The sequence below is a fragment of the Pseudomonas glycinis genome, from assembly GCF_054871425.1.
Map to the genome: position 1 here is coordinate 301,648 of NZ_JBTYHF010000007.1, position 19,202 is coordinate 320,849.

At 58.6% G+C, this 19,202-nt stretch carries 18 protein-coding genes and 1 pseudogene; 14 read left to right on the forward strand and 5 right to left on the reverse strand.

Going from position 1 to position 19,202, the window contains the following annotated elements; translation table 11 throughout:
• Positions 1 to 6 precede the first annotated feature (6 nt).
• From ACYSTU_RS18585 to ACYSTU_RS18600, 4 genes are all read right to left on the reverse strand, one after another.
• Positions 7 to 1,662, reverse strand: a complete 1,656-nt coding sequence (locus tag ACYSTU_RS18585; RefSeq protein ID WP_499000723.1) for a PqiB family protein — start codon at positions 1,660 to 1,662, stop codon at positions 7 to 9.
• 223 nt (positions 1,663 to 1,885) lie between these two features.
• Positions 1,886 to 3,187: an NAD(P)/FAD-dependent oxidoreductase gene (locus tag ACYSTU_RS18590; RefSeq protein ID WP_499000726.1), complete on the reverse strand. Its 1,302-nt coding sequence runs from the start codon at positions 3,185 to 3,187 to the stop codon at positions 1,886 to 1,888.
• On the reverse strand, positions 3,184 to 4,272 hold the full coding sequence (locus ACYSTU_RS18595; protein ID WP_122603353.1) for a polyamine ABC transporter substrate-binding protein: 1,089 nt from the start codon (positions 4,270 to 4,272) through the stop codon (positions 3,184 to 3,186). The genes ACYSTU_RS18590 and ACYSTU_RS18595 overlap by 4 nt, the downstream gene beginning before the upstream one ends.
• Before the next feature lie 186 nt (positions 4,273 to 4,458).
• Positions 4,459 to 5,817: a glutamine synthetase family protein gene (locus tag ACYSTU_RS18600; RefSeq protein WP_016774729.1), complete on the reverse strand. Its 1,359-nt coding sequence runs from the start codon at positions 5,815 to 5,817 to the stop codon at positions 4,459 to 4,461.
• Between the two features lie 162 nt (positions 5,818 to 5,979).
• Here ACYSTU_RS18600 and ACYSTU_RS18605 point away from each other — a divergent pair, with 162 nt between their 5' ends.
• From ACYSTU_RS18605 to ACYSTU_RS18640, 8 genes and pseudogenes are all read left to right on the forward strand, one after another.
• Entirely contained in the window at positions 5,980 to 6,876 is an 897-nt protein-coding gene (locus ACYSTU_RS18605) for a helix-turn-helix domain-containing protein (RefSeq protein WP_499000730.1), read from the forward strand.
• A gap of 81 nt (positions 6,877 to 6,957) precedes the next feature.
• Positions 6,958 to 7,467, forward strand: a complete 510-nt coding sequence (locus ACYSTU_RS18610; RefSeq protein WP_123442484.1) for a sigma-70 family RNA polymerase sigma factor — start codon at positions 6,958 to 6,960, stop codon at positions 7,465 to 7,467.
• Positions 7,467 to 8,417 (forward strand): FecR domain-containing protein, encoded by a 951-nt coding sequence (locus ACYSTU_RS18615; protein WP_123442483.1) that lies wholly within the window; start codon positions 7,467 to 7,469, stop codon positions 8,415 to 8,417. Before ACYSTU_RS18610 ends, ACYSTU_RS18615 begins: the two co-directional genes overlap by 1 nt.
• 67 nt (positions 8,418 to 8,484) lie before the next feature.
• Positions 8,485 to 10,887, forward strand: a complete 2,403-nt coding sequence (locus ACYSTU_RS18620) for a TonB-dependent siderophore receptor (protein ID WP_499000734.1) — start codon at positions 8,485 to 8,487, stop codon at positions 10,885 to 10,887.
• Between the two features lie 100 nt (positions 10,888 to 10,987).
• The gene (locus tag ACYSTU_RS18625; protein WP_499000737.1) at positions 10,988 to 11,503 is read left to right on the forward strand and encodes a cupin domain-containing protein; all 516 of its coding nucleotides are present in this window, start codon (positions 10,988 to 10,990) and stop codon (positions 11,501 to 11,503) included.
• Between the two features lie 197 nt (positions 11,504 to 11,700).
• Positions 11,701 to 12,093: pseudogene (locus ACYSTU_RS18630) on the forward strand (DinB/UmuC family translesion DNA polymerase); the annotation flags it as partial.
• 25 nt (positions 12,094 to 12,118) lie between these two features.
• Positions 12,119 to 12,580, forward strand: a complete 462-nt coding sequence (locus ACYSTU_RS18635; RefSeq protein WP_260470669.1) for a hypothetical protein — start codon at positions 12,119 to 12,121, stop codon at positions 12,578 to 12,580.
• Positions 12,581 to 12,798: 218 nt separating this feature from the next.
• The gene (locus tag ACYSTU_RS18640; protein ID WP_122750389.1) at positions 12,799 to 13,266 is read left to right on the forward strand and encodes a metallophosphoesterase family protein; all 468 of its coding nucleotides are present in this window, start codon (positions 12,799 to 12,801) and stop codon (positions 13,264 to 13,266) included.
• 142 nt (positions 13,267 to 13,408) lie between these two features.
• On the opposite strand, the gene ACYSTU_RS18645 is transcribed toward ACYSTU_RS18640, so the two are convergent.
• On the reverse strand, positions 13,409 to 14,053 hold the full coding sequence (locus tag ACYSTU_RS18645) for a dTMP kinase (protein ID WP_499000741.1): 645 nt from the start codon (positions 14,051 to 14,053) through the stop codon (positions 13,409 to 13,411).
• Positions 14,054 to 14,157: 104 nt separating this feature from the next.
• On the opposite strand from ACYSTU_RS18645, the gene ACYSTU_RS18650 reads away from it, so the two are divergent.
• The 6 genes from ACYSTU_RS18650 (at position 14,158) to ACYSTU_RS18675 (ending at position 19,109) form a co-directional block, all read left to right on the forward strand.
• The gene (locus ACYSTU_RS18650) at positions 14,158 to 15,219 is read left to right on the forward strand and encodes an SDR family oxidoreductase (protein ID WP_499000744.1); all 1,062 of its coding nucleotides are present in this window, start codon (positions 14,158 to 14,160) and stop codon (positions 15,217 to 15,219) included.
• A gap of 377 nt (positions 15,220 to 15,596) precedes the next feature.
• Positions 15,597 to 16,112, forward strand: a complete 516-nt coding sequence (locus ACYSTU_RS18655) for an HvfX family Cu-binding RiPP maturation protein (protein WP_499000747.1) — start codon at positions 15,597 to 15,599, stop codon at positions 16,110 to 16,112.
• Positions 16,113 to 16,173: 61 nt separating this feature from the next.
• On the forward strand, positions 16,174 to 16,593 hold the full coding sequence (locus ACYSTU_RS18660) for an organic hydroperoxide resistance protein (protein WP_499000750.1): 420 nt from the start codon (positions 16,174 to 16,176) through the stop codon (positions 16,591 to 16,593).
• 112 nt (positions 16,594 to 16,705) lie between these two features.
• A complete protein-coding gene (locus ACYSTU_RS18665) occupies positions 16,706 to 17,590 on the forward strand; it encodes an HvfB family MNIO-type RiPP peptide maturase (RefSeq protein WP_499000754.1) in 885 nt (294 codons plus the stop codon).
• Positions 17,583 to 18,374: an HvfC family RiPP maturation protein gene (locus tag ACYSTU_RS18670; protein WP_281881670.1), complete on the forward strand. Its 792-nt coding sequence runs from the start codon at positions 17,583 to 17,585 to the stop codon at positions 18,372 to 18,374. Before ACYSTU_RS18665 ends, ACYSTU_RS18670 begins: the two co-directional genes overlap by 8 nt.
• A gap of 252 nt (positions 18,375 to 18,626) precedes the next feature.
• Positions 18,627 to 19,109, forward strand: a complete 483-nt coding sequence (locus tag ACYSTU_RS18675; RefSeq protein ID WP_499000757.1) for an HvfA family oxazolone/thioamide-modified RiPP metallophore — start codon at positions 18,627 to 18,629, stop codon at positions 19,107 to 19,109.
• Positions 19,110 to 19,202: the final 93 nt, after the last annotated feature.

The following is a 19,202-nucleotide window of genomic DNA, read 5'->3' on the forward strand; positions in this document are numbered from 1 at the left end:
CTGTGCTCAATTGCGTGGCGGTCCTTTGAGGTCCAGCGGCGCGGCGTTGTCGGGACGCCCGCGAATCAGCGACTCAGGGTGGCGACCGAGGTAATCCGACAGCTCTCGCAACGAGCGCGACATGCGCCCAAGTTCGTCGAGGGTCTCGGTGAGTTGCTCGCGTTGCGGTGAATCCTCGGCGAGGGTCGAATTGGCGGACTGCAAGGTCTTGCTGACGTCGGCGAGGGTGCTCTGTACACCCGGCAGAGTCCTGGCGTTGAACTGCTTCAGGCCCTTGCGCAGCTCGACCAGATTGCCGTCGAGGTTGCTGGCGATGCGTTCAACCGGCAATGCGTTGATCTTGTTGACCATCGCCTCGAGTTTTTCCTGCAACTGTTCGAGGCTGCCAGGGACGGTCGGAATGGTGACCGGCCGCGCCGTAGGGTCAAACGCGACTTTCGGCGCTTTGGGGTAGAAATCCAGCGAGATATACAACTGACCGGTGAGCAGGTTCCCATTGCGGGCCTGGGCGCGCAGGCCATTTTCAATGAACGTGCCGATCAGGCGCGCGCCGGTGGCCTCGTCGTTTTCGTCGCCATGGTAGGTCTTGAGAATCTTCGCGTGGGCACGGCCGAGTCGCTGCGGATAAATGACGATGCCGACATTCACCGGAAAGGTGCGCTTGACCTCGTCGAAGTCGAGATTGACCGCCACCACCCGGCCGATTTCGATACCGAGAAACTCGACAGGCGCATCCACCTTGAGGCCGCGCAAGGCCTGATCAAACCGCAGCGCCAGGTATTGCGCCTTGCCGTCGGGCGGTGCGAGGGCGGCGGTCTGGTTGGCAAACAGCTCGAAACTCTTGTCGTCGCTGGCCGGTTTATCGTCGGGGCTGTAATCCGGGGCGCGGAAAGCGATGCCGCCGACCAGCAGGGTCGACAGCGACTCGGTTTTCACCGCGAAACCGTTGGCGCCGACATTGATGTCGATGCCACTGGCGTTCCAGAAGCGGGTGTTTTCGGTGACGTAGGCGTCGTTCGGCGAATGCACGAATACTTCGATATTGACGCCTTTGCCGTCCGGGTCCAGCGCGTAGGACACGACCTGGCCAACCGGAATCTTGCGGTAATAAACGGGGGAGCCGATGTCCAGCGAGCCAAGGTCCGCGGTGTGCAGCGTAAAGCGTTTGCCCGGTTCGCCGTAGGTGATCGGCGGCGGGTTCTCCAGACCTTTGAAGTTTTTTGAGCGGGTATTGGCCTGACCTATGTCGGCACCGATGTAATCGCCCGACAGCAGCGTATCGATGCCCGAGACCCCGCCGGCGCCGATACGTGGACGCACCACCCAGAATTGCGAATCCTCGCGGGTGAAGGCTTCGGCCTGCTTGGCCAATTTGATCGTGGCGTTGACGTGTCTATGGTCGTTGGCCAATTCGACGTCGGAGACATGGCCGATGACCACGTTGCGGTACCGGACTTCGGTCTTGTTCGCGGTCAGGCCATCGCCGGTCTTGAAGGTAACGGTGATGACCGGGCCTTCCTGAAGGATGTTGTGAATCACCAGCGAAATGCCGACCAGCACCGCGACAATCGGCACGATCCATACCAGTGAAATAGCGAAACGGCGGGTTTTGATCGGCGCTTGACCGGGTGCTAGCGGCTCATCGCTGGCTGACGACTTCATCCATGTCCTCCTCAATTTATCGGGCACTGAGCGTCAGGAACGCAAAAGCACTTCATCAATATAGAAGTGCTTGGCGATAGAGCAAATGTGTATAGCTGGCGTGGGACGCGATTGCGGTGCAAGGAGCTGCCGAGGGCTGCGATCTTTTGATCGAGTTTGGAACGCGGAGCGTCCCGGGCTGCGTTCCCACGCAGAGCGTGGGAACGATCAGTGTAAGCGCCTGTTAACCGAGCATTTCGCGCAGGCGATACCAGAACATGCCCAGCGCCAGCAGCGGCGAACGCAAGGCCGGGCCACCGGGGAAGGTCATGTGCGGCACGCCGCTGAACACGTCCATGCCTTGGCTGTGCCCGGCATGAATGGCTTCGCCCAACAACTTCGCGCACCAGTGCGTGACGTTGAGGCCATGGCCGGAATAACCCTGCGCGTAAAACACGTTCGGGTGCTGTTTGAGTCGGCCAACCTGGGGGAAGCGATTGGCGGTAATGCCGATCTTGCCGCCCCATTGGTAGTCGATTCGCACATCGGCCAGTTGCGGGAACACCTTGAGCATCTTCGGGCGCATGTAGGCAGCGATATCCGCCGGATCGCGCCCGGAATAATGACAAGCGCCGCCGAACAGCAACCGTCGATCAGCCGAGAGTCGGTAATAGTCCAGTCCGACTTTTTGATCGCACAGCGCCAGGTTCTGTGGAATCAACTGCGCGGCGCGGCTTTCGTCCAGCGGCTCGGTGGCGATGATGTAACTGCCGGCGGGCAGCACCTTGCCGCTGAGTTTCGGCTCGAGGTCATCCAGATGTGCGTTGCAGCCGAGCACCAGGCTGCCGGCGCGCACTGAACCCGTGGCGCAACGGACCTCGACAGTCGGGCCATGGAGAATTTCCAGCACCGGACTCTGCTCAAAGATACGCACCCCCAGCGCTGCCGCGAGACGCGCCTCACCTTGCACCAGATCAAGCGGATGCAAGTGCCCTGAACCCATGTCGATCAATCCGCCGGCGTACACACCGGCGTCGACCACTTGCTCACGGATCTGCTCCGGCCCGACCAGCCTGGTTTCGTGGGCATAGTCGAGTTCGGCGAGACTGTCCTGTTCCTGCTTGAACGCGGCGAATTGCGCGGCGGTGTTGGCCAGTTCGCAAAAGCCCCAGCGCAGATCACAGTCGATGGCGTTTTCAGTGATGCGCTGGCGCACCAGCTCCACCGAATCGATGCCGGCGCGCTGCAGATAGCGCACGCCGTCCTGGCCAACGTAGCGAGCGAACCCCTCGACTTCATGGCCGATACCGCGAATCAGCTGACCGCCATTGCGCCCGCTGGCGCCCCAGCCGATACGTCGCGCCTCAAGCAACACCACCGACAAACCGCGCTGCGCCAGCTCAATCGCGGTATTGACGCCAGTGAAGCCGCCACCGATTACGCAGACGTCGGCAAGCAAATCACCATCCAGCGCAGGGTAGGGCGTGCTCGCCCGCGCAGAAGCGGCGTAATAAGAGCCGGTGTGTTGTGCGCTGTGCTGATTCATTTGTTCGACTTCACTTTGCTCCACGACCGGGTCATCAGACGCATGATCGCCTGGGGCGGGGTCGAGGAAATGTAGAGTTTGTCGAGCACCGACTGCGGCGGATAAACCTCAGGGTTGTTGACCAGTTCCTGATCCATGAACGGCTTGGCCGCCGGGTTCGGATTGGCGTAGCCGACGGTGGCGCTGACTTTGGCGATCACTTGCGGATCTAGCAGGTAGTTGATGAAGGCGTGCGCCTCTTTGGCGTTGCTCGCGTCGGCTGGGATCGCCAGCAGATCGAACCACAGGTTGGCGCCTTCCTTGGGGATTGCGTAAGCGATATTCACACCGTTCTTGGCTTCCTTGGCGCGGTTGGCCGCCTGGAACACATCGCCGGAGTAACCGAACGCGACGCAGATGTCGCCATTGGCCAGGTCCGACACGTACTTGGAAGAATGAAAATAGGTGATGTACGGGCGGATGCTCAGCAGCTTGGCTTCGGCCTTTTTGTAATCTTCAGGGTTTTCACTGCGCGGGTCCATGCCCATGTAGTTGAGGATGGCCGGGAAGACTTCGTCAGCGGAGTCCATCATCGACACACCGCACTGGCTCAGCTTCTTCAGATTCTCGGGTTCGAACAGCACGGCCCAGGAATCGATGTGGTCAATGCCGAGCACTTGCTTGACCTTGTCGACGTTATAACCGATGCCGTTGGTACCCCACAGGTAAGGCACTGAGTGCGCATTGCCGGGATCATTTTTCTCGAGCAATTCAAGCAGTTTTGGGTCCAAGTTCTTCCAGTTTGGCAACTGTGAACGATCGAGCTTCATGAACGCGCCGGCCTTTACCTGACGGGCGAGGAAGTGGTTGGACGGCACCACCACGTCGTATCCGGTGCGACCGGCGAGGAGTTTGCCTTCAAGGGTTTCGTTGGAGTCGAAGACGTCGTAGATCACCTTGATCCCGGTCTTGCTCTGGAAGTCGGCGAGGGTGGTTTCGCCGATGTAGTCGGTCCAGTTGTAGACACTGACCTGGGGCTCGGCGTGGGCTACGGCACTGAACAGCACGCTCAGCGCGACCGGGAGTACGGATTTCAATAGACGCATATCGACACCTCTTCTTGTAATGATCGTTCCCACGCTCTGCGTGGGAATGCCGCAACGGACGCTCCGCGTTCGGCTTTGGATGGGACGCAGAGCGTCCCGGGATGCATTCCCACGCGGAAGCGTGGGAATGATCAACTGTGCGGCCGTCTTCGCGAGCAGGCTCGCTCCCACAGGGACGGGGCGCCGTCAGACGCTGAGCAGCAGGAACTCCCGCTCCCACGAGCTGATCACGCGTTTGAAGTTTTCATGCTCGGCGCGTTTGACCGCGACGTACCCGCGGACGAATTTGCTGCCCAGGTACTCGGCGACCTTCGGGCACTCTTCCATCTGCGTCAGGGCTTCTTCGATGGTGATGGGCAGGCGTAGATTGCGCCGTTCGTAGGCCCGGCCTTCGACCGCCGCGCTCGGCTCGATCTTCTCGACCATGCCGATGTAGCCGCACAGCAGGCTTGCGGCAATCGCCAGGTACGGGTTGGCGTCGGCGCCGGGCAAGCGGTTCTCCACGCGCATCGATTCCGGCCCCGATGTCGGCACACGCAGGCCCACCGTGCGGTTCTCTTCACCCCATTCGACGTTGACCGGTGCCGAGGTGTCCGGCAGGAAGCGGCGGAACGAATTGACGTTCGGCGCGAACATCGGCAGGACTTTCGGGATGTATTTCTGCAAGCCACCGATGTGATGACGGAACAGCTCGCTCATGTTGCCCTCGGCATCGGCGAAGATCGGCTGACCCGTAGCGATCTCGACCACGCTCTGGTGCAGGTGCATGGCGCTGCCGGGCTCGTCGCCGATCGGCTTGGCCATGAACGTCGCGGTGACGTTGTGCTTGAGCGCCGCCTCGCGCAGGGTGCGCTTGAACACGGTGATCTGGTCGGCCAGATCCAGCGCATCGCCATGACGGAAGTTGATTTCCATCTGCGCCGGGCCGTCTTCGTGGATCAGCGTGTCGAGATCCAGGCCTTGCAGTTCGCACCAGTCGTAGACGTCTTCGAACAACGGATCGAATTCGTTGGCGGCATCGATCGAGAATGACTGGCGCCCGCTTTCCGCACGGCCCGAACGACCCAGTGGTGCCTTGAGCGGCAGGTCGGGATCTTCACAGCGCTGGGTCAGGTAGAACTCCATTTCCGGCGCGACAATCGGCTTCCAGCCCTTGTCGGTGTAGAGCTGCAGGACTTTCTTCAGCACGTTGCGCGGCGACAGTTCGATCGGATTGCCAAACTTGTCGAAGGTGTCGTGGATGACGATGGCGGTCGGCTCGATGGCCCACGGAATAACGTACACGGCGTCGGAAACCGGTTTGCAGACCATGTCAATGTCGGCCGGGTCAAGCAGGTCGTAGTAGATGTCGTCGTCGACAAAATCCCCGGTTACCGTTTGCAACAGCACGCTTTCCGGCAGGCGCATGCCGCGCTCATGCAGAAACTTGTTGGTCGGTGCAATCTTGCCGCGGGCGATGCCGGTCAGGTCGCTGACCACACATTCGACTTCGGTAATCTTGTGATCTTTCAGCCAGGTGAACAGCTGATCGAAAGGGGCGTTCATAAAGACCTCGTTATTGGTTTTGTAGACGCCGGGGAGGGCGGGTTTCATCTTCCGCCCCTTCCCCTGTGGCGCGTTGGCGACTATCTTGGGCGCGGCTTGCGATTCCATCTATCCACTTTCAGCAGCACCAAAGCGCACCAAAAGAGTGCGCAAGGTCACCCCATGACAACGTGCAATCCGCTCCAGGTACAAGCGTTCAACACCGCCGACGTGGCCGAGCAAATCCGCGCGACACCGGGCTGGGTCCAGCATTACCAGCAGATGTCGCCGGGACATTTCGCCGGGCAGATTCGCTATCTCGATCTGCAGGGCGTCGAGGTTTACGAAGAACAGATGAACACCCGGGTCGAGCAGAACTTCAGTGCGCCATCCGGTGCCCTGGCGTTCTGTTTCGATCGCAGCGACAACGCGCTGTACCTGCTCAACGAAGAGAGCCGCAACATCTGGATCACCCCAGAGAACTACCGGGAAATCGCCGTGGTATTTGGTCCGGACTTCGTCCGCGAGCACGGTTTGCAAGTGGCGAAACTCGAAGGGTTGTTCATGGCGCCGCTGAACTGCGGACAGAACGCTTTGTTCAGCGGCTGGTTAAGCTCGATTCTCACGAAGTTGTCGCAAGCTACTGATCCACTTGATAAAGATCGCCTGACTCAACAGTTGCTTGAGGACTGCCTGTTCATCCTTGATAACGCTCACACCAGCCTTGATCGCAGCGGGTTGCAGCGACGCAACAACGAACGCCAGATCATCAAAAGAGTGGGGGAGTGGGCGGCTGATTCGCCGGAAGACACGGTTAATCTGCTCGAACTTTCTCACGTCGCCGGCGTGCCGCTGCGCCAGTTGCAACAGGCTTTCAAGGCCTACACCGGGATGACCCCGAGCCACTGGTTACGCCTGCGGCGGCTGAACAGTGCGCACCGTGAATTGCTCAAGCGCAGGCCCACGGAAACCACAGTTGCGGAAGTGGCGATGCGCTGGTCGTTCTGGCATCTGGGGCGGTTTTCCAGCAGTTACCGCGCGCTGTTCAAGGAGCTGCCGAGCGAAACGCTCAAGCGCTGAGCAGAAAAAGGCTTTGTGTCCTTCGAGAAGTTAAATAGAATCAGTCTCATTTGAATCTACCTTCGCGCAGGGTCTCTTGAGATGATTGAAGCTACGTCACCGTCGGAGCAGAGCCTGCAGCAGTTGTATCGCGAGCACCGCGGCTGGCTGGAAACCTGGCTGCGCCGGCGCATGGGCAATGCGTGGGATGCGGCGGACCTCAGTCAGGACACCTTTCTGCGCGTCCTGTGCAACGCGCCGCCGCTGGCCGAGTTGCGCGAGCCGCGCGCGTATTTGCTCACCGTCGGCAAACGCCTGCTGAGCAATTTCTACACGCGGCGCCATCTGGAAAAAGCCTACCTCGACGCCTTGGCGCAATTGCCGGAAGCGTGCGCACCGTCGCCGGAACAGCGCTGGTTGCTGCTGGAAACCTTGCAGGCGCTGGATGAATTGCTAGATGGCTTGCCGCGTGCGGTGCGTCGGGCATTTCTTTGGAGTCAACTCGAGGGCCTCGGCTACCGCGAGATCGCCGAGCGCTTGCAGGTTTCCGAGCGCACGGTAAAACGCTACATGGCCCAGGCGTACGAGCATTGCTTGCTGGTGGATCTGTGATGCGCGTTGCCCCCAGCGAGGAAACGCGGGAAGTGGCGCGGGCGGCGGCGCAATGGCTGGCACTGCTCGAGTCAGGCGCTGCCAGTGATGAAGATCACGCCCGATTGCAGCATTGGCGCGCCAGTGACAGTCGCCACGAGAACGCTTGGCAGAAAATCCAGCAGCTTCGCCAGCGTTTCGCAGGTTTGCCGCCGACACTGGCCATGGCCACCCTGGATCGGCCGGATCCGGCGCGGCGCGCGGTACTCAAGCGTGCCTTGGGCGTGGCGGCGCTGGTGCCGGCGGCGTGGTTGATCAGTCGGGAGCTGCCGCTGGAGGCCTGGCGCGCCGATTTGCACACCAGCACTGGCGAGCGGCGCAAAGTGCAGTTGGCCCAGGATTCTTCATTGCAACTCAACACCGACAGCGCGGTGAATGTCGATCTGCCTGCACGTCAGTTGACACTGATTCGTGGCGAGATGGCGCTCAACGTGGCGGGCGATTCAGCCTTTATCGTCAACGCGCCTTATGGGCGGATGATCGTCAATCACAGCGACATCTCGGTGCGCCTCAATGCGCGCGATTGCCAGGTCTGCGTGCTGCGCGGTTCGGTGCAATTGCAGCCGCTGCACGGCCCGGCGCTGGTATTGCAGCAGGGCCAGCAAGTCAGCCTGCAAGCTTCGGGCGCGGGGGCGGTGACGGCATTCGATGCGTTGATGCCCGGTTGGCGCGACGGTGTGCTGATGGCGCAAAACCAGCCGCTGGGTGATTTCCTTCGCGAGCTGAGTCGCTACCGCTCGGGCGTGCTGCGCTGGGATCCGGCGCTGGAATCGCTGCGCATCACCGGCAGTTTCCGCCTCGACGATACCGATCAAGTGCTGGCACTGCTGGCAGCCAGTTTGCCCGTCGACGTGCACACGCGAACGCGATTTTGGGTGTCGCTGGTACCGCGCGCAGAAAAAACCGGTTGAAGCCTGTCCCTTTTTTTCGCCTCGCTGGTCATTCCAGGCAAGTGAACAAAATCGAGAGCTTCTTCCAATGCCCGCAGTATTCCCAGGTCGTTTGCGTCCGTTGTTGCAGTTGAGCCTTTTGCTGAGCCTGAGCGCCAGCCCCTTGTTGATTCAATCGAGCTGGGCCGACGACGGCAGTCGCCGCAGTTATCAGGTCCCGGCCGGTAGCCTGAGTACAGCGCTGACGCGCTTCGCCGGTCTCGCTGGAGTCAATCTTTCGGTGGATCCGGCGCTGGTCAGCGGCCGCAACAGCAGTGGATTGTCCGGCGAGTTCGGTGTAGAGGAGGGCTTCAGCCGGTTGTTGCTGGGTTCCGGTTTGCAGCTGCAACCGGTCGGCGATCAGGCTTATACGCTGGTGCCCGCAGCGCAAGGCAGCACCTTGCAACTTGCGCCGACATCTATTCTCGGCGCGAGCGGCTCAGCGGATGCCGACGTGTTTGCTGGCGGTCAGGTTGCACGGCGTGGCTCGCAAGGGCTGTTGGGCTCCAGGGATTTCATGGAAACCCCGTTCAGCATGACCACCTACACCAGCGAAACGGTGAAAAACCAACAGGCGCGCACCCTCGGCGACCTGATCGGCAGCGACCCTTCGGTACGCGCCACCAACCCGGCCGGTGGCCGCTACGAGCAATTCACCATCCGTGGTTTCAGCCTGTTCAACAGTGATGTTGCCTACAACGGCCTCTACGGTGTGTTGCCGACTTACACCATCGACATGGAAATGGCCGATCGCGTCGACATCCTCAAAGGCCCGAGCCAATTGATCAACGGGATTTCGCCACGGGGCAGTGTAGGAGGGGGGATCAACGTCGTGCCGAAACGCGCGACCGACAAGCCGATCACCTCGCTGACAGCCAATTACGCCTCGAACAACCAAGTCGGCGGCGCGGTGGATGTCGGACGGCGTTTTGGCGAAGACAATCAGTTCGGCCTGCGCTTCAACGGGGTCAAACAGTCCGGTGATACCGAATGGGATCATCAGAGCGTCGATCGCGACATGGCGGTCCTTGGTCTGGATTTCCGTGGTGAACGCTTGCGACTTTCCACCGATATCGGCCACACCGAACGCGACACCGACGCACCGCAGGAACGCGTGCAAGTCGCCGCCAATGCCAAAGTGCCAAACGCCAATGATGTGCGCGATAACTATGCGCAACCCTGGAGCCGGGCGCGCACCAAAGACACTTTCGGCACGGTCAACGGCGAGTTCGATGTCAGCGATTCGGTCATGCTGTATGGCGGCGTCGGCGCACGCAAAAGCAATCATGACTTCTTGCGCCATGCCGTTTCGGTGACCAACGATGCCGGTGATTTCAGCGTCCAGCCGCGCGACTTCACTCGCGACGAAAACGTGCGCACGGCCACCGCTGGGGTGCGCAACTGGTTCCAGACCGGGCCGGTCAGCCATGAAGTGAACTTGGCGGCCAACTACTTTTATATGGACTTCGAAAACGGCGGCGCCCGTTACGCGGCCGGGCGCAGCAATCTCTACGACCCGGTGGAAATCGCCAGACCCGGCACGCCGACCCGCAATGACGCCAAGGTCTACACCGAAAATCGCTTCAGCGGCGTGGCGCTGTCCGACACGCTCGGCTTCTTCGACGATCGTCTGTTGCTGACTTTGGGGGCGCGCTGGCAGCGAGTCAAAGTCGATGACTGGAGCGACGGCATCAAGGGCGACACGGCTTACGATGAAGAAAAGGTCTCGCCGTCGGGCGGCATTCTGTTTAAGGCAACCGACAAATTATCGCTGTACGCCAACTACATGGAAGGTCTGAGCCAAGGCAAGATCGCGCCATCGACATCTATCAACGAAGACGAAATCTTCCCGCCATTCATCAGCCGCCAGGTTGAAGTCGGCGCCAAGTACGACGCGGGCTCATATGCGCTGACGGCAGCGGTGTTCCGCATCAAACAGCCTGCCTACGAAACCAATGCCACCACACGAGTCTTCGGCCCGAACGGCAAACGCGAAAACAACGGCGTAGAACTGAGCGTGTTCGGCGAACCGCTCAAGGGGTTCCGATTGCTCGGCGGTGTGATGTACATCGACAGCGAACTGACCCACACCACCAACGGCACATTCGACGGCAACCGCGCACCGGCGACACCGAAATACAACGTCAACCTTGGTGCAGAGTGGGACGTGCCGACTGTGCAGGGTTTGACATTGACCAGCCGTGGAATCTATTCGAGTTCGCAGTATCTGGATCAGGCGAATGATAAGGAAATCGACTCCTGGGAACGGTTCGACGTAGGTACACGCTATGCTTTCAAGCTGGACGAGAAGACGATCACCTTGCGCGCCAATGTCGAAAACGTGCTGGATAAACGCTACTGGAGCTCAGCGGGCGCTTCGGATGACAGCGAACCGGGATTGACGCTTTCGACGCCGCGAACGTATCTGCTGTCGGCGACGGTAGACTTCTAATGGAGCAGGGTAAGTGCGTCGATTGTCTTCGAAAATACGTTAACTACACTAAATGACCGTTTAGTTGAGCTAACAAAAAATAGTACCTGTTACGGAGGTCATGATTCAGCGCAAGCCGAACGCAACTGATGTGATTACTGCGCTGAATCTACAGCCTCATGTCGAGGGCGGGTATTACCGCAGAACCTATCAAGCCGATCACCGTGACTGCCTCGAAACGCAGCAAGGCCCGCGATATCTGCTGACCTCGATCTACTATCTGCTTACTGAGCAATCGCCAGTGGGCCAGTTTCATTTCAATCAGTCCGACATCCTGCATTATTTCCAGTTGGGCGACGCCATCGAATACAACCTGATCCACGCCGACGGCTCATTGCAAACGCTGGTAATGGGCAGCGATGTTTTGGCTGGTCAGCAACTGCAGTTGCACGTACCGGGTGGAATTTGGAAAGCCTCTCGATTACTGGAAGGCTCAAATGGCTTTGGCTTGATCAGCGAGGCGGTTTCGCCTGGGTTTGATTTCGCAGACATGGAAATCGGTAATCGCGCAAAACTCACGGCACAGTTTCCGCACCATAGTGCGCTGATTGAAAAGCTGACGCATGATGATGGATGAGGGCTGTAGATTGGGAAGAATGCAGTTTGTAGGGGAAGCTGGTTTTGAAGCGGCCAACGTAGATTCAAATCTCCTGGGCAACCACGCTAACCTTGTAATACTTTGTTACGTGTAATGTATATTATGTTAAATAATGGATGCGAATGGCCTCAGGCTTTAGATATCAGATCCACCACTCCTAATGCGGCAATCGCTACGACTGGACGCTGCGCAACACCGATGTCGGCGAAGTCTTGGGCATTGGCAAGCGCATGAAGGCTCATCTGGAAACAATGGGCATCAAGACCGCCATGGACTTGGCGAAAGCCGATCCATGGATGCTTCGCCAGAAATTCAGCGTGGTGATCGAGAAGACTGCTCGTGAAGAAGCCGTCGCCACCTACACCCAGCGCGCAGCAGAGAAACTCCGAGCGCAAAACTCGCTATGCAAGAAAATCCGCGTCACCATTCGCACCGGCATGCTCAATCCCGAGGAAGCGAAATATGCGAATGGCGGCTTAGTGGAATTGCCGTACCCGACCAAAGACGCCCGGCTGATGACGAAGGCTGCGACCGAAGTGGTCAATCGCCTCTTCCGATCGGGCTTAAGGTAATGCGATGAAGAGAAAACCAAGAATGAGTGCACCTCAGACCAGTAATTCAGCAACCCAGCCTGGGCCTAGCTGGACGTTTGACCCTGATCGCATGAACCGAATAGCCGACTGTCATTCGATCATCGAAGTACTTCGCCACATCCAACACAGTGGGCCGGAATGGGCGCATCGTAATGTCCGAATTTGCTTTCCCGGCCAATCAAATGCATGGGCTCTGGTGTACCCGCTTCAGAATGCCAGTGCCCCGTACTTTGACTTCATGTATATCCACAAAGAGCCTCCTCAGGAAGTGCTGTCCGCACTGCTAAGGAAGTATCCACAGTGTTCCGTCATCGACTGGTCGCCCGGACGCTTGGCCTGCATCGAAGCTCAGGGGGGGAATGTTGACACGCTCGCTGAAATTATCCGGGATCTAGCTGAAGCTGCTTGGGATGAGCACATCACATTCGTCGATGCTTCGTACGAGGAAATGGGTAAAGCTTGACCCCAGAGCGGACGGTCGACCTAAGCTTCCCAAGCGCGTGCGCAAAGATCAGGTCTTTGGCAACAATCGACAAGACGGGAAATGCATAAAAATTTTAGCTCGGATCGCAAAGTCCTTGAAGATGCCATTCAGGAGGTGAAAAAAATTTACCCATCTGAAGGTCAGCTTTGGGTCGAAAACAGTCACTCCCACCCGAAACGTCCACGGAGAGTTGGCCCATGAAAACCGCCCTAATATCCGACACTCACAATCTCCTCCGCGCCGAAGCCATCAGCGCGCTCCAAGGCTGTGACCTGATCATCCACGCCGGCGACATCGGCAACCCGGACATTCTCGCCCAATTGTCCGAAATTGCTCCCGTCCACGCCGTGCGCGGCAACAATGATCTCAGCAGCCCATGGGCCAAAGACCTCCCCGACTTCCTGATCTGCACTCTCAACGGCTGGCACACTCTCCTTATCCACGACATCGCCGACGTCCCCGCCGATCTAGATCCAGACATAAAGCTCATCATCACCGGCCATTCCCACAAACCGCGCATAGAATGGCGCGGCGATCGTCTATACGTGAACCCTGGTAGCGCCGGCCCTCGGCGTTTCAAATTGCCGGTCACGCTGGCAATTCTCGAGATACAACCCGACAGCATCGAGCCGCGCCTGATTTCCCTGCTGGATCCCCCCGCCTGAAATCGCTACGGGTACCGCGATCCAGAACCAGGAAGCGCCACCTCCTACCAGGCCCGACCCATCTCGCGGCGAACCGATCCTTAACGCCGCCGAGCGTGCTATCAAGTGACAGGACAGCGGGTTTAGATCCGATCCCCGCCGCTCAGCATGGCGGACTGACACTTCCGACATGGAGGCGTCTAATCACCCGATTAATCTCCCCTACCACCCGCCCCGTCGCTTCCTCGATCGTCCCCTCATTCCGGCACAAAAACCAACCCTGATCGGTAGCGGCCAGCTCAAACGCCTCAGTACAAGCGACATGCTCCTCCAGACCGCGAAGCACAGTGCTGCTCAAGCCACGCCGGCGTGCCCCTGCCCTCGCCCACGAAATCTCCGCCGCTGTAACCACCCCGACATGCAGGTCTGGCACCTGTACGTTGCGGTCAATGTTCAACTGCAGGATTTCAGCGAAAGGGACTATCCGGCGAAACGCCGCATCGGACGGGTACCAGCGATCGATCAGGATGATGCTGTTGGCGGGTTGTTTGGTCAGCACGTTTCGGGAAATCCAACTGCGGCTATCAGCCAGGCGTTGGCAAACTTCCAGCTCCAGATTCCGGTCGGGATGTCGGACGAGTCGATTCACCAGATGCATTGTCTCGCCCCTGAACGGGTCGCTTTTTTTCTCGCACAGTCGGATGACTTTCTGGTTGTCTGCCCTCAGGACTTCAGTGATGGCCTCCAACAGCGAGGTTTTGCCGACGCCTTTGGGGCCATCCAGAGCGACAAACAGCGGACGAGTCATTTTTCTCACAGGCTTTAACGGGGAGTAGCGCGCACTCTAACGGATTTTCAGGTTGAACCTCTGTTGCTCAGACGGACTCCCAAACTCAAATCCAGGAGAAACCTATGACCCAGACAGCTCTAGTCGTGGGCGCCAGCGGCATTGTCGGCAGCGCCATCACCCAGTTACTCATCGACAACCAGTGGCAGGTTGCCGCGCTATCGAGACATCCATCGCAAGCGCAAGGCGTGATCCCTGTCGCGGCAGACCTTCAGGATCCTGCTTCTCTGGAACAGGCGCTGAGGGATGTGAGACCCACGCATGTGTTCATTACTACATGGTCGCGGCAAGCCACGGAGGCCGAGAACATTCGCGTCAATGCCGCCATGGTACGCAACGTCCTCGCCGCCATTCGCCCAGCCAAAAGCGTCAAACACGTAGCACTGGTTACCGGCCTGAAACACTATCTCGGCCCTTTCGAAGCCTATGGTAAGGGCAGCCTGCCACAGACACCGTTTCGCGAAGAACAGGGTCGTCTGGATGTCGAGAATTTCTATTACGCTCAGGAAGACGAACTCTTCGCCGCAGCTGAAAAGGACGGTTTCACCTGGAGCGTGCATCGCCCGCATACCGTCACCGGGGTGGCCGTGGGCAATGCGATGAACATGGCGACCACCCTCGCCGTCTATGCCTCGATTTGCAAACACACCAATCGCCCGTTTGTGTTTCCCGGATCCAGAGTGCAGTGGGACAGCCTCACCGACATGACCGATGCGCGGCAATTGGCGAAACAGCAACTGTGGGCGGCCACCACGCCGGCTGCGGCAAATCAGGCATTCAATATCACCAATGGTGATGTATTCCGGTGGAAATGGATGTGGAGCCGAATTGCCGAATACTTCGACCTGCCTGCTGCTGACTATCCTGCGTCACCTTCGCCTCTAGAGAAGCAGATGGCGGACGATCAAGCCGTATGGACGCAAATAGTCGCCGAGCACGGTTTGAAAGAGTCCGACATTGGACGTCTGATTTCCCCATGGCATACAGATGCAGACCTTGGCCGGCCCATCGAAGTGGTCACGGATATGTCGAAAAGCCGCCTGATGGGCTTCACTGCCTACCAAGCGAGTGATCAGGCATTTTTCGACGTGTTCGACAGGCTGCGGGAGATGCGCTTGATACCTTAGGCGGTTCCAGACAGATAAGGTGGGCACCTGGCGTGCCCACCTCATTCAACGGTACTTTCCACGCCCTCGCCCCTCCCCTCATCTGCGACGTTCGTTTGCCCTGCGAAATCCTCCCGCCAGTCACCGGCAGAACGCAGCCGATCGTATCTCCCAACTCCAAAATAGCGCCTTCAACAGTTATCGCTCTGTATCCAAGTGTGTACGGACGCAAACACGTTACACAACATTGATCTTCCCGCCCCCTCAGACACAAGCGAGATACACCAGCACGATGAACTGCGCTCACGGCCAGCGCAGTGCTCCTGTGCCTGACAGCTGTCATTGGGAGCACCTGAACGGCTTCCACTTTCTTGACGACAAGTCGGAGGATTAAACCCATGCAAACAAACGCGTCATCGGTCTTGAATCGCCTGCACCTTAATCTCGATCGCGCTGGGGACTGGATCGCCCCTTTGAGCCTGCGCGTTTTTCTGGCCTGGGAGTTTTTTGAAGCGGGATGGGAAAAGTGGAACGGTGAGAACTGGTTCCCGAGCATTCAAGGGGCCTTTCCTTTTCCCTTCAATCAGCTGCCGGCTACGTTCAATTGGCAGTTATCCATGTGGGCAGAACTGCTCTGTTCCATTGCTTTGCTTGTAGGCCTGGGTACACGCCTCTCGGCACTGATCCTCATAGTGGTCACCATCGTGGCAACTGCCGCAGTTCATTGGCCAGCAGAGTGGTCGACGTTGAGTGAACTGGCTATGGGGTACTCCATCAGCAACAAAGGCTACGGCAATTTCAAGCTGCCGTTGATCTATCTCGTCGCACTTCTGCCACTGGTATTCACAGGCGCCGGCAAGCTGAGCCTGGATGCATTCATCGGTCGGTATCTCAAGCGTTTGAATGCACGCTGAGTGTTATCGCGTCACCGAAGTTATCGCTCTCACCCCCCGCTAGTTAATCAGGAGTTTCACCATGACCCATATTGATAAAGTGCTGTACACCGGCAAAGTCCATACCTCCTCGGGTGGTCGCAATGGCACCGCCCTCAGTGACGACGGCCGACTGGATATAAAACTGTCGTCGCCTGGCACCTCTGGCGCCGGTACCAACCCAGAGCAGTTGTTCGCCGCAGGTTGGTCGGCCTGTTTTATCGGTGCAATGGGACTAGCGGCGAGCAAGCTGAAAGTCACCCTCCCGGGTGACCTTGCTGTCGACGCCGAAGTCGATCTAGGCACAACCGATGGCGCTTATTTCCTCCAGGCTCGCCTCAACGTCTTCCTTCCCGGGCTGGATCGCAACGTCGCTCAAGAGCTGATCGACACCGCACACCACACATGCCCGTACTCCAAAGCGACGCGGAACAACATCAACGTGGTGATCAACCTCGTTTGAGCAGAACCGTGGCGGGTTTCAATCACCCGATTCACACCCCCCGGCTGCCAGCGGTAACCGTGGAGGTGCTGTGGATCGGGGGTTCCAGACGTCGAATCGGAGTATTGAGCTCATGCAAACGAACACTTCATCACCAACCCATTTAGATCCACAGCTCCCCGTTGAGGCGACCGTCGGGCTGGGATTGCGCCGTGCGCTGCTTAACACGCTTCGTGACGCTCCAGTCGGGGATTTCGATTTTCTGGAGGTTGCTCCAGAGAATTGGATCGGCATCGGCGGCGCTCATGGTGAGGCTTTGCAGTTGCTGGCTGAACGCTATCCGCTGTCATGCCATGGCCTGTCACTGTCGCTGGGTGGCAGTGCGCCGCTGGACGAATCTTTTCTTGAGCAAGTCCGCGGGTTTCTTGATCGCTTCAACGTGCCGTTCTATAGCGAACACCTCAGTTACTGCAGTGACGATGGCCATTTATACGACCTGCTACCGTTGCCATTCACTGAGGAGGCCGTTCATCACGTTGCGGCGCGCATCCGCCGTGCACAGGACATTCTCGGTCGTCGTCTTGCTGTAGAAAACGTCTCTTACTACGCCGCTGCTCATCAGGACATGGACGAACTGACGTTCACCAATGCAGTGCTTCGCGAGGCCGATTGCGACCTGTTGCTCGACGTTAACAATGTGTACGTCAACTCAGTGAACCACCGCTTCGATCCAGCGGTTTTCCTCGCCGGCCTGGAACCAGAACGCGTAGTCGCCATGCATGTGGCTGGCCATTACGACGAAGCCGAGGACCTGATCATCGACACCCATGGTGCTTCGGTCAAACCGGTAGTCTGGTCATTGCTGGGCCAGGCTTATGACCTTTTCGGCGTGAAGCCAACCCTGCTGGAGCGCGATTTCAACTTTCCGTCCTACGACGAACTGGTGGCTGAGCTGAACACCATCAGGCGCTTGCAACGCGACGCCAATGCTTTGGTGGAGGTGACCGTCGATGGCTGACTCCCCTTCAAGTTTGCACAGTCAGCAGCTCGCGCTGACCCGGTACCTGCGTGACCCGGACAGTTATGCGCCGCCTGCGCAGATGAATCCCGCAAGAGCGCAGGTCTATCTCAACCTGGTGTTGAACAATCTGTTGGGGTTGCTGGGTGGGACGTTTCCGGTGCTGGTTGCCGTGCTGGGTGATGACGGTTGGCGTGCACTGGTACGACGTTTTTTGCGTGACTACCGCGCGCAAACGCCACGCTTCGGAGAAATTGCTCGTGAGTTTGTAGACTTCGTAGCGAGCCTGGAGGACTCGCCCGGCTTTGAGCATCCCTGGTACCCGTTCTTGCCTGAATTGGCTCATTACGAGTGGGTGGAAATGGCGCTGCAACAGTTGGACGCTGCGCCGTTAAAGGCCAGTGATGCGGCGCATTTACTCGACCGTCCCCTCAGGCTTTCCCCGCTCGTCTGGCCGCTGGCTTACATTTGGGCCGTACATCGTCTCGCGCCAGGCCACTTGCCTTCTGAACCGCCAGAACAACCGACATTGCTGCTGATCAGCCGTGTGCCGAGTGGCCAAGTGCAATTCTCCCAGGTCAGCCCTCTCGCGTTCCGTTTGTTGCAGCGGATCCAGCAGTTCCCTGACATGGATGGTCGAGCGCAGTTGCACGCTTTGGCTGCGCAGGCTGGTGCAACAGACGTGACCGGCTTCGTTGCTGACGCACTGGTGCTGCTGCGCCAGCTGCATGCGCAAGCTGCCGTCGGCGTAGCCGCGACACCCGTTTTAAAGCTGTTGTCCTGACTGACGAGCAAAGGCTGAGGTCGGTTTTTGTATCTCTATGTACCCAAACGCGAAGTCTTGGGATTGGCTTACAAATGCTCCGCTCGCCGATACATCGCCGATACATGACTCCCGCTCAATAGGCCTACCCGAACAAGGACGCTGTATCGAAGTGGAAGACGCTTGCGCCTTTCGCCTCGAACTTCCTTGAGGGTCTATCCGCCCTGTGGCATGAACCGCGGCCTCGCCGCGCAAAGCATCTGGAGAAGCACTATGTACCGTAAACCAATGTCGAACAAAACCAGTCTTGGCCTGGCCGCAATTGCCTTAGCCGGTGGCATGAGCCTGGCATCGTCTGCGGCTTTTGCTGTTGAGCCACTGCCCCAAGGCTACCAACTGGCATCGGCCGATAAAACCGGCGAAGGCAAGTGTGGCGAAGGCAAATGCGGGGCCAGCGAAGCCAGCGACAAGTCCGCTACTGCCGAAGGCAAGTGCGGTGAAGGCAAGTGCGGTGAAGGCAAATGTGGGGACGACTCTTTCGCTCGCACAGACACCGACCATGATGGCCTCGTCTCTCTTAAAGAACTGCTGACCGTGGCACCTCAGGGCGGTGAAGAATTCAAAGCGATGGACACCAACCACGATGGTTTCCTTTCGGAAGGTGAGGTCTACAAGTTCAGAACCAACCAGTACATTTCCAACGGCAAGAAAGTACCCACCGAGCTATTTACCCGCATGAGCAAAGCGCAGAACTGATTCCTCCCGCCGTAGCATTCGCCCTCCCCGCGCCTGCAGCCAGGGAGGGCGATTTACCTTCTGCAAAGGCCCAGTTGTATTGATTACACCGCG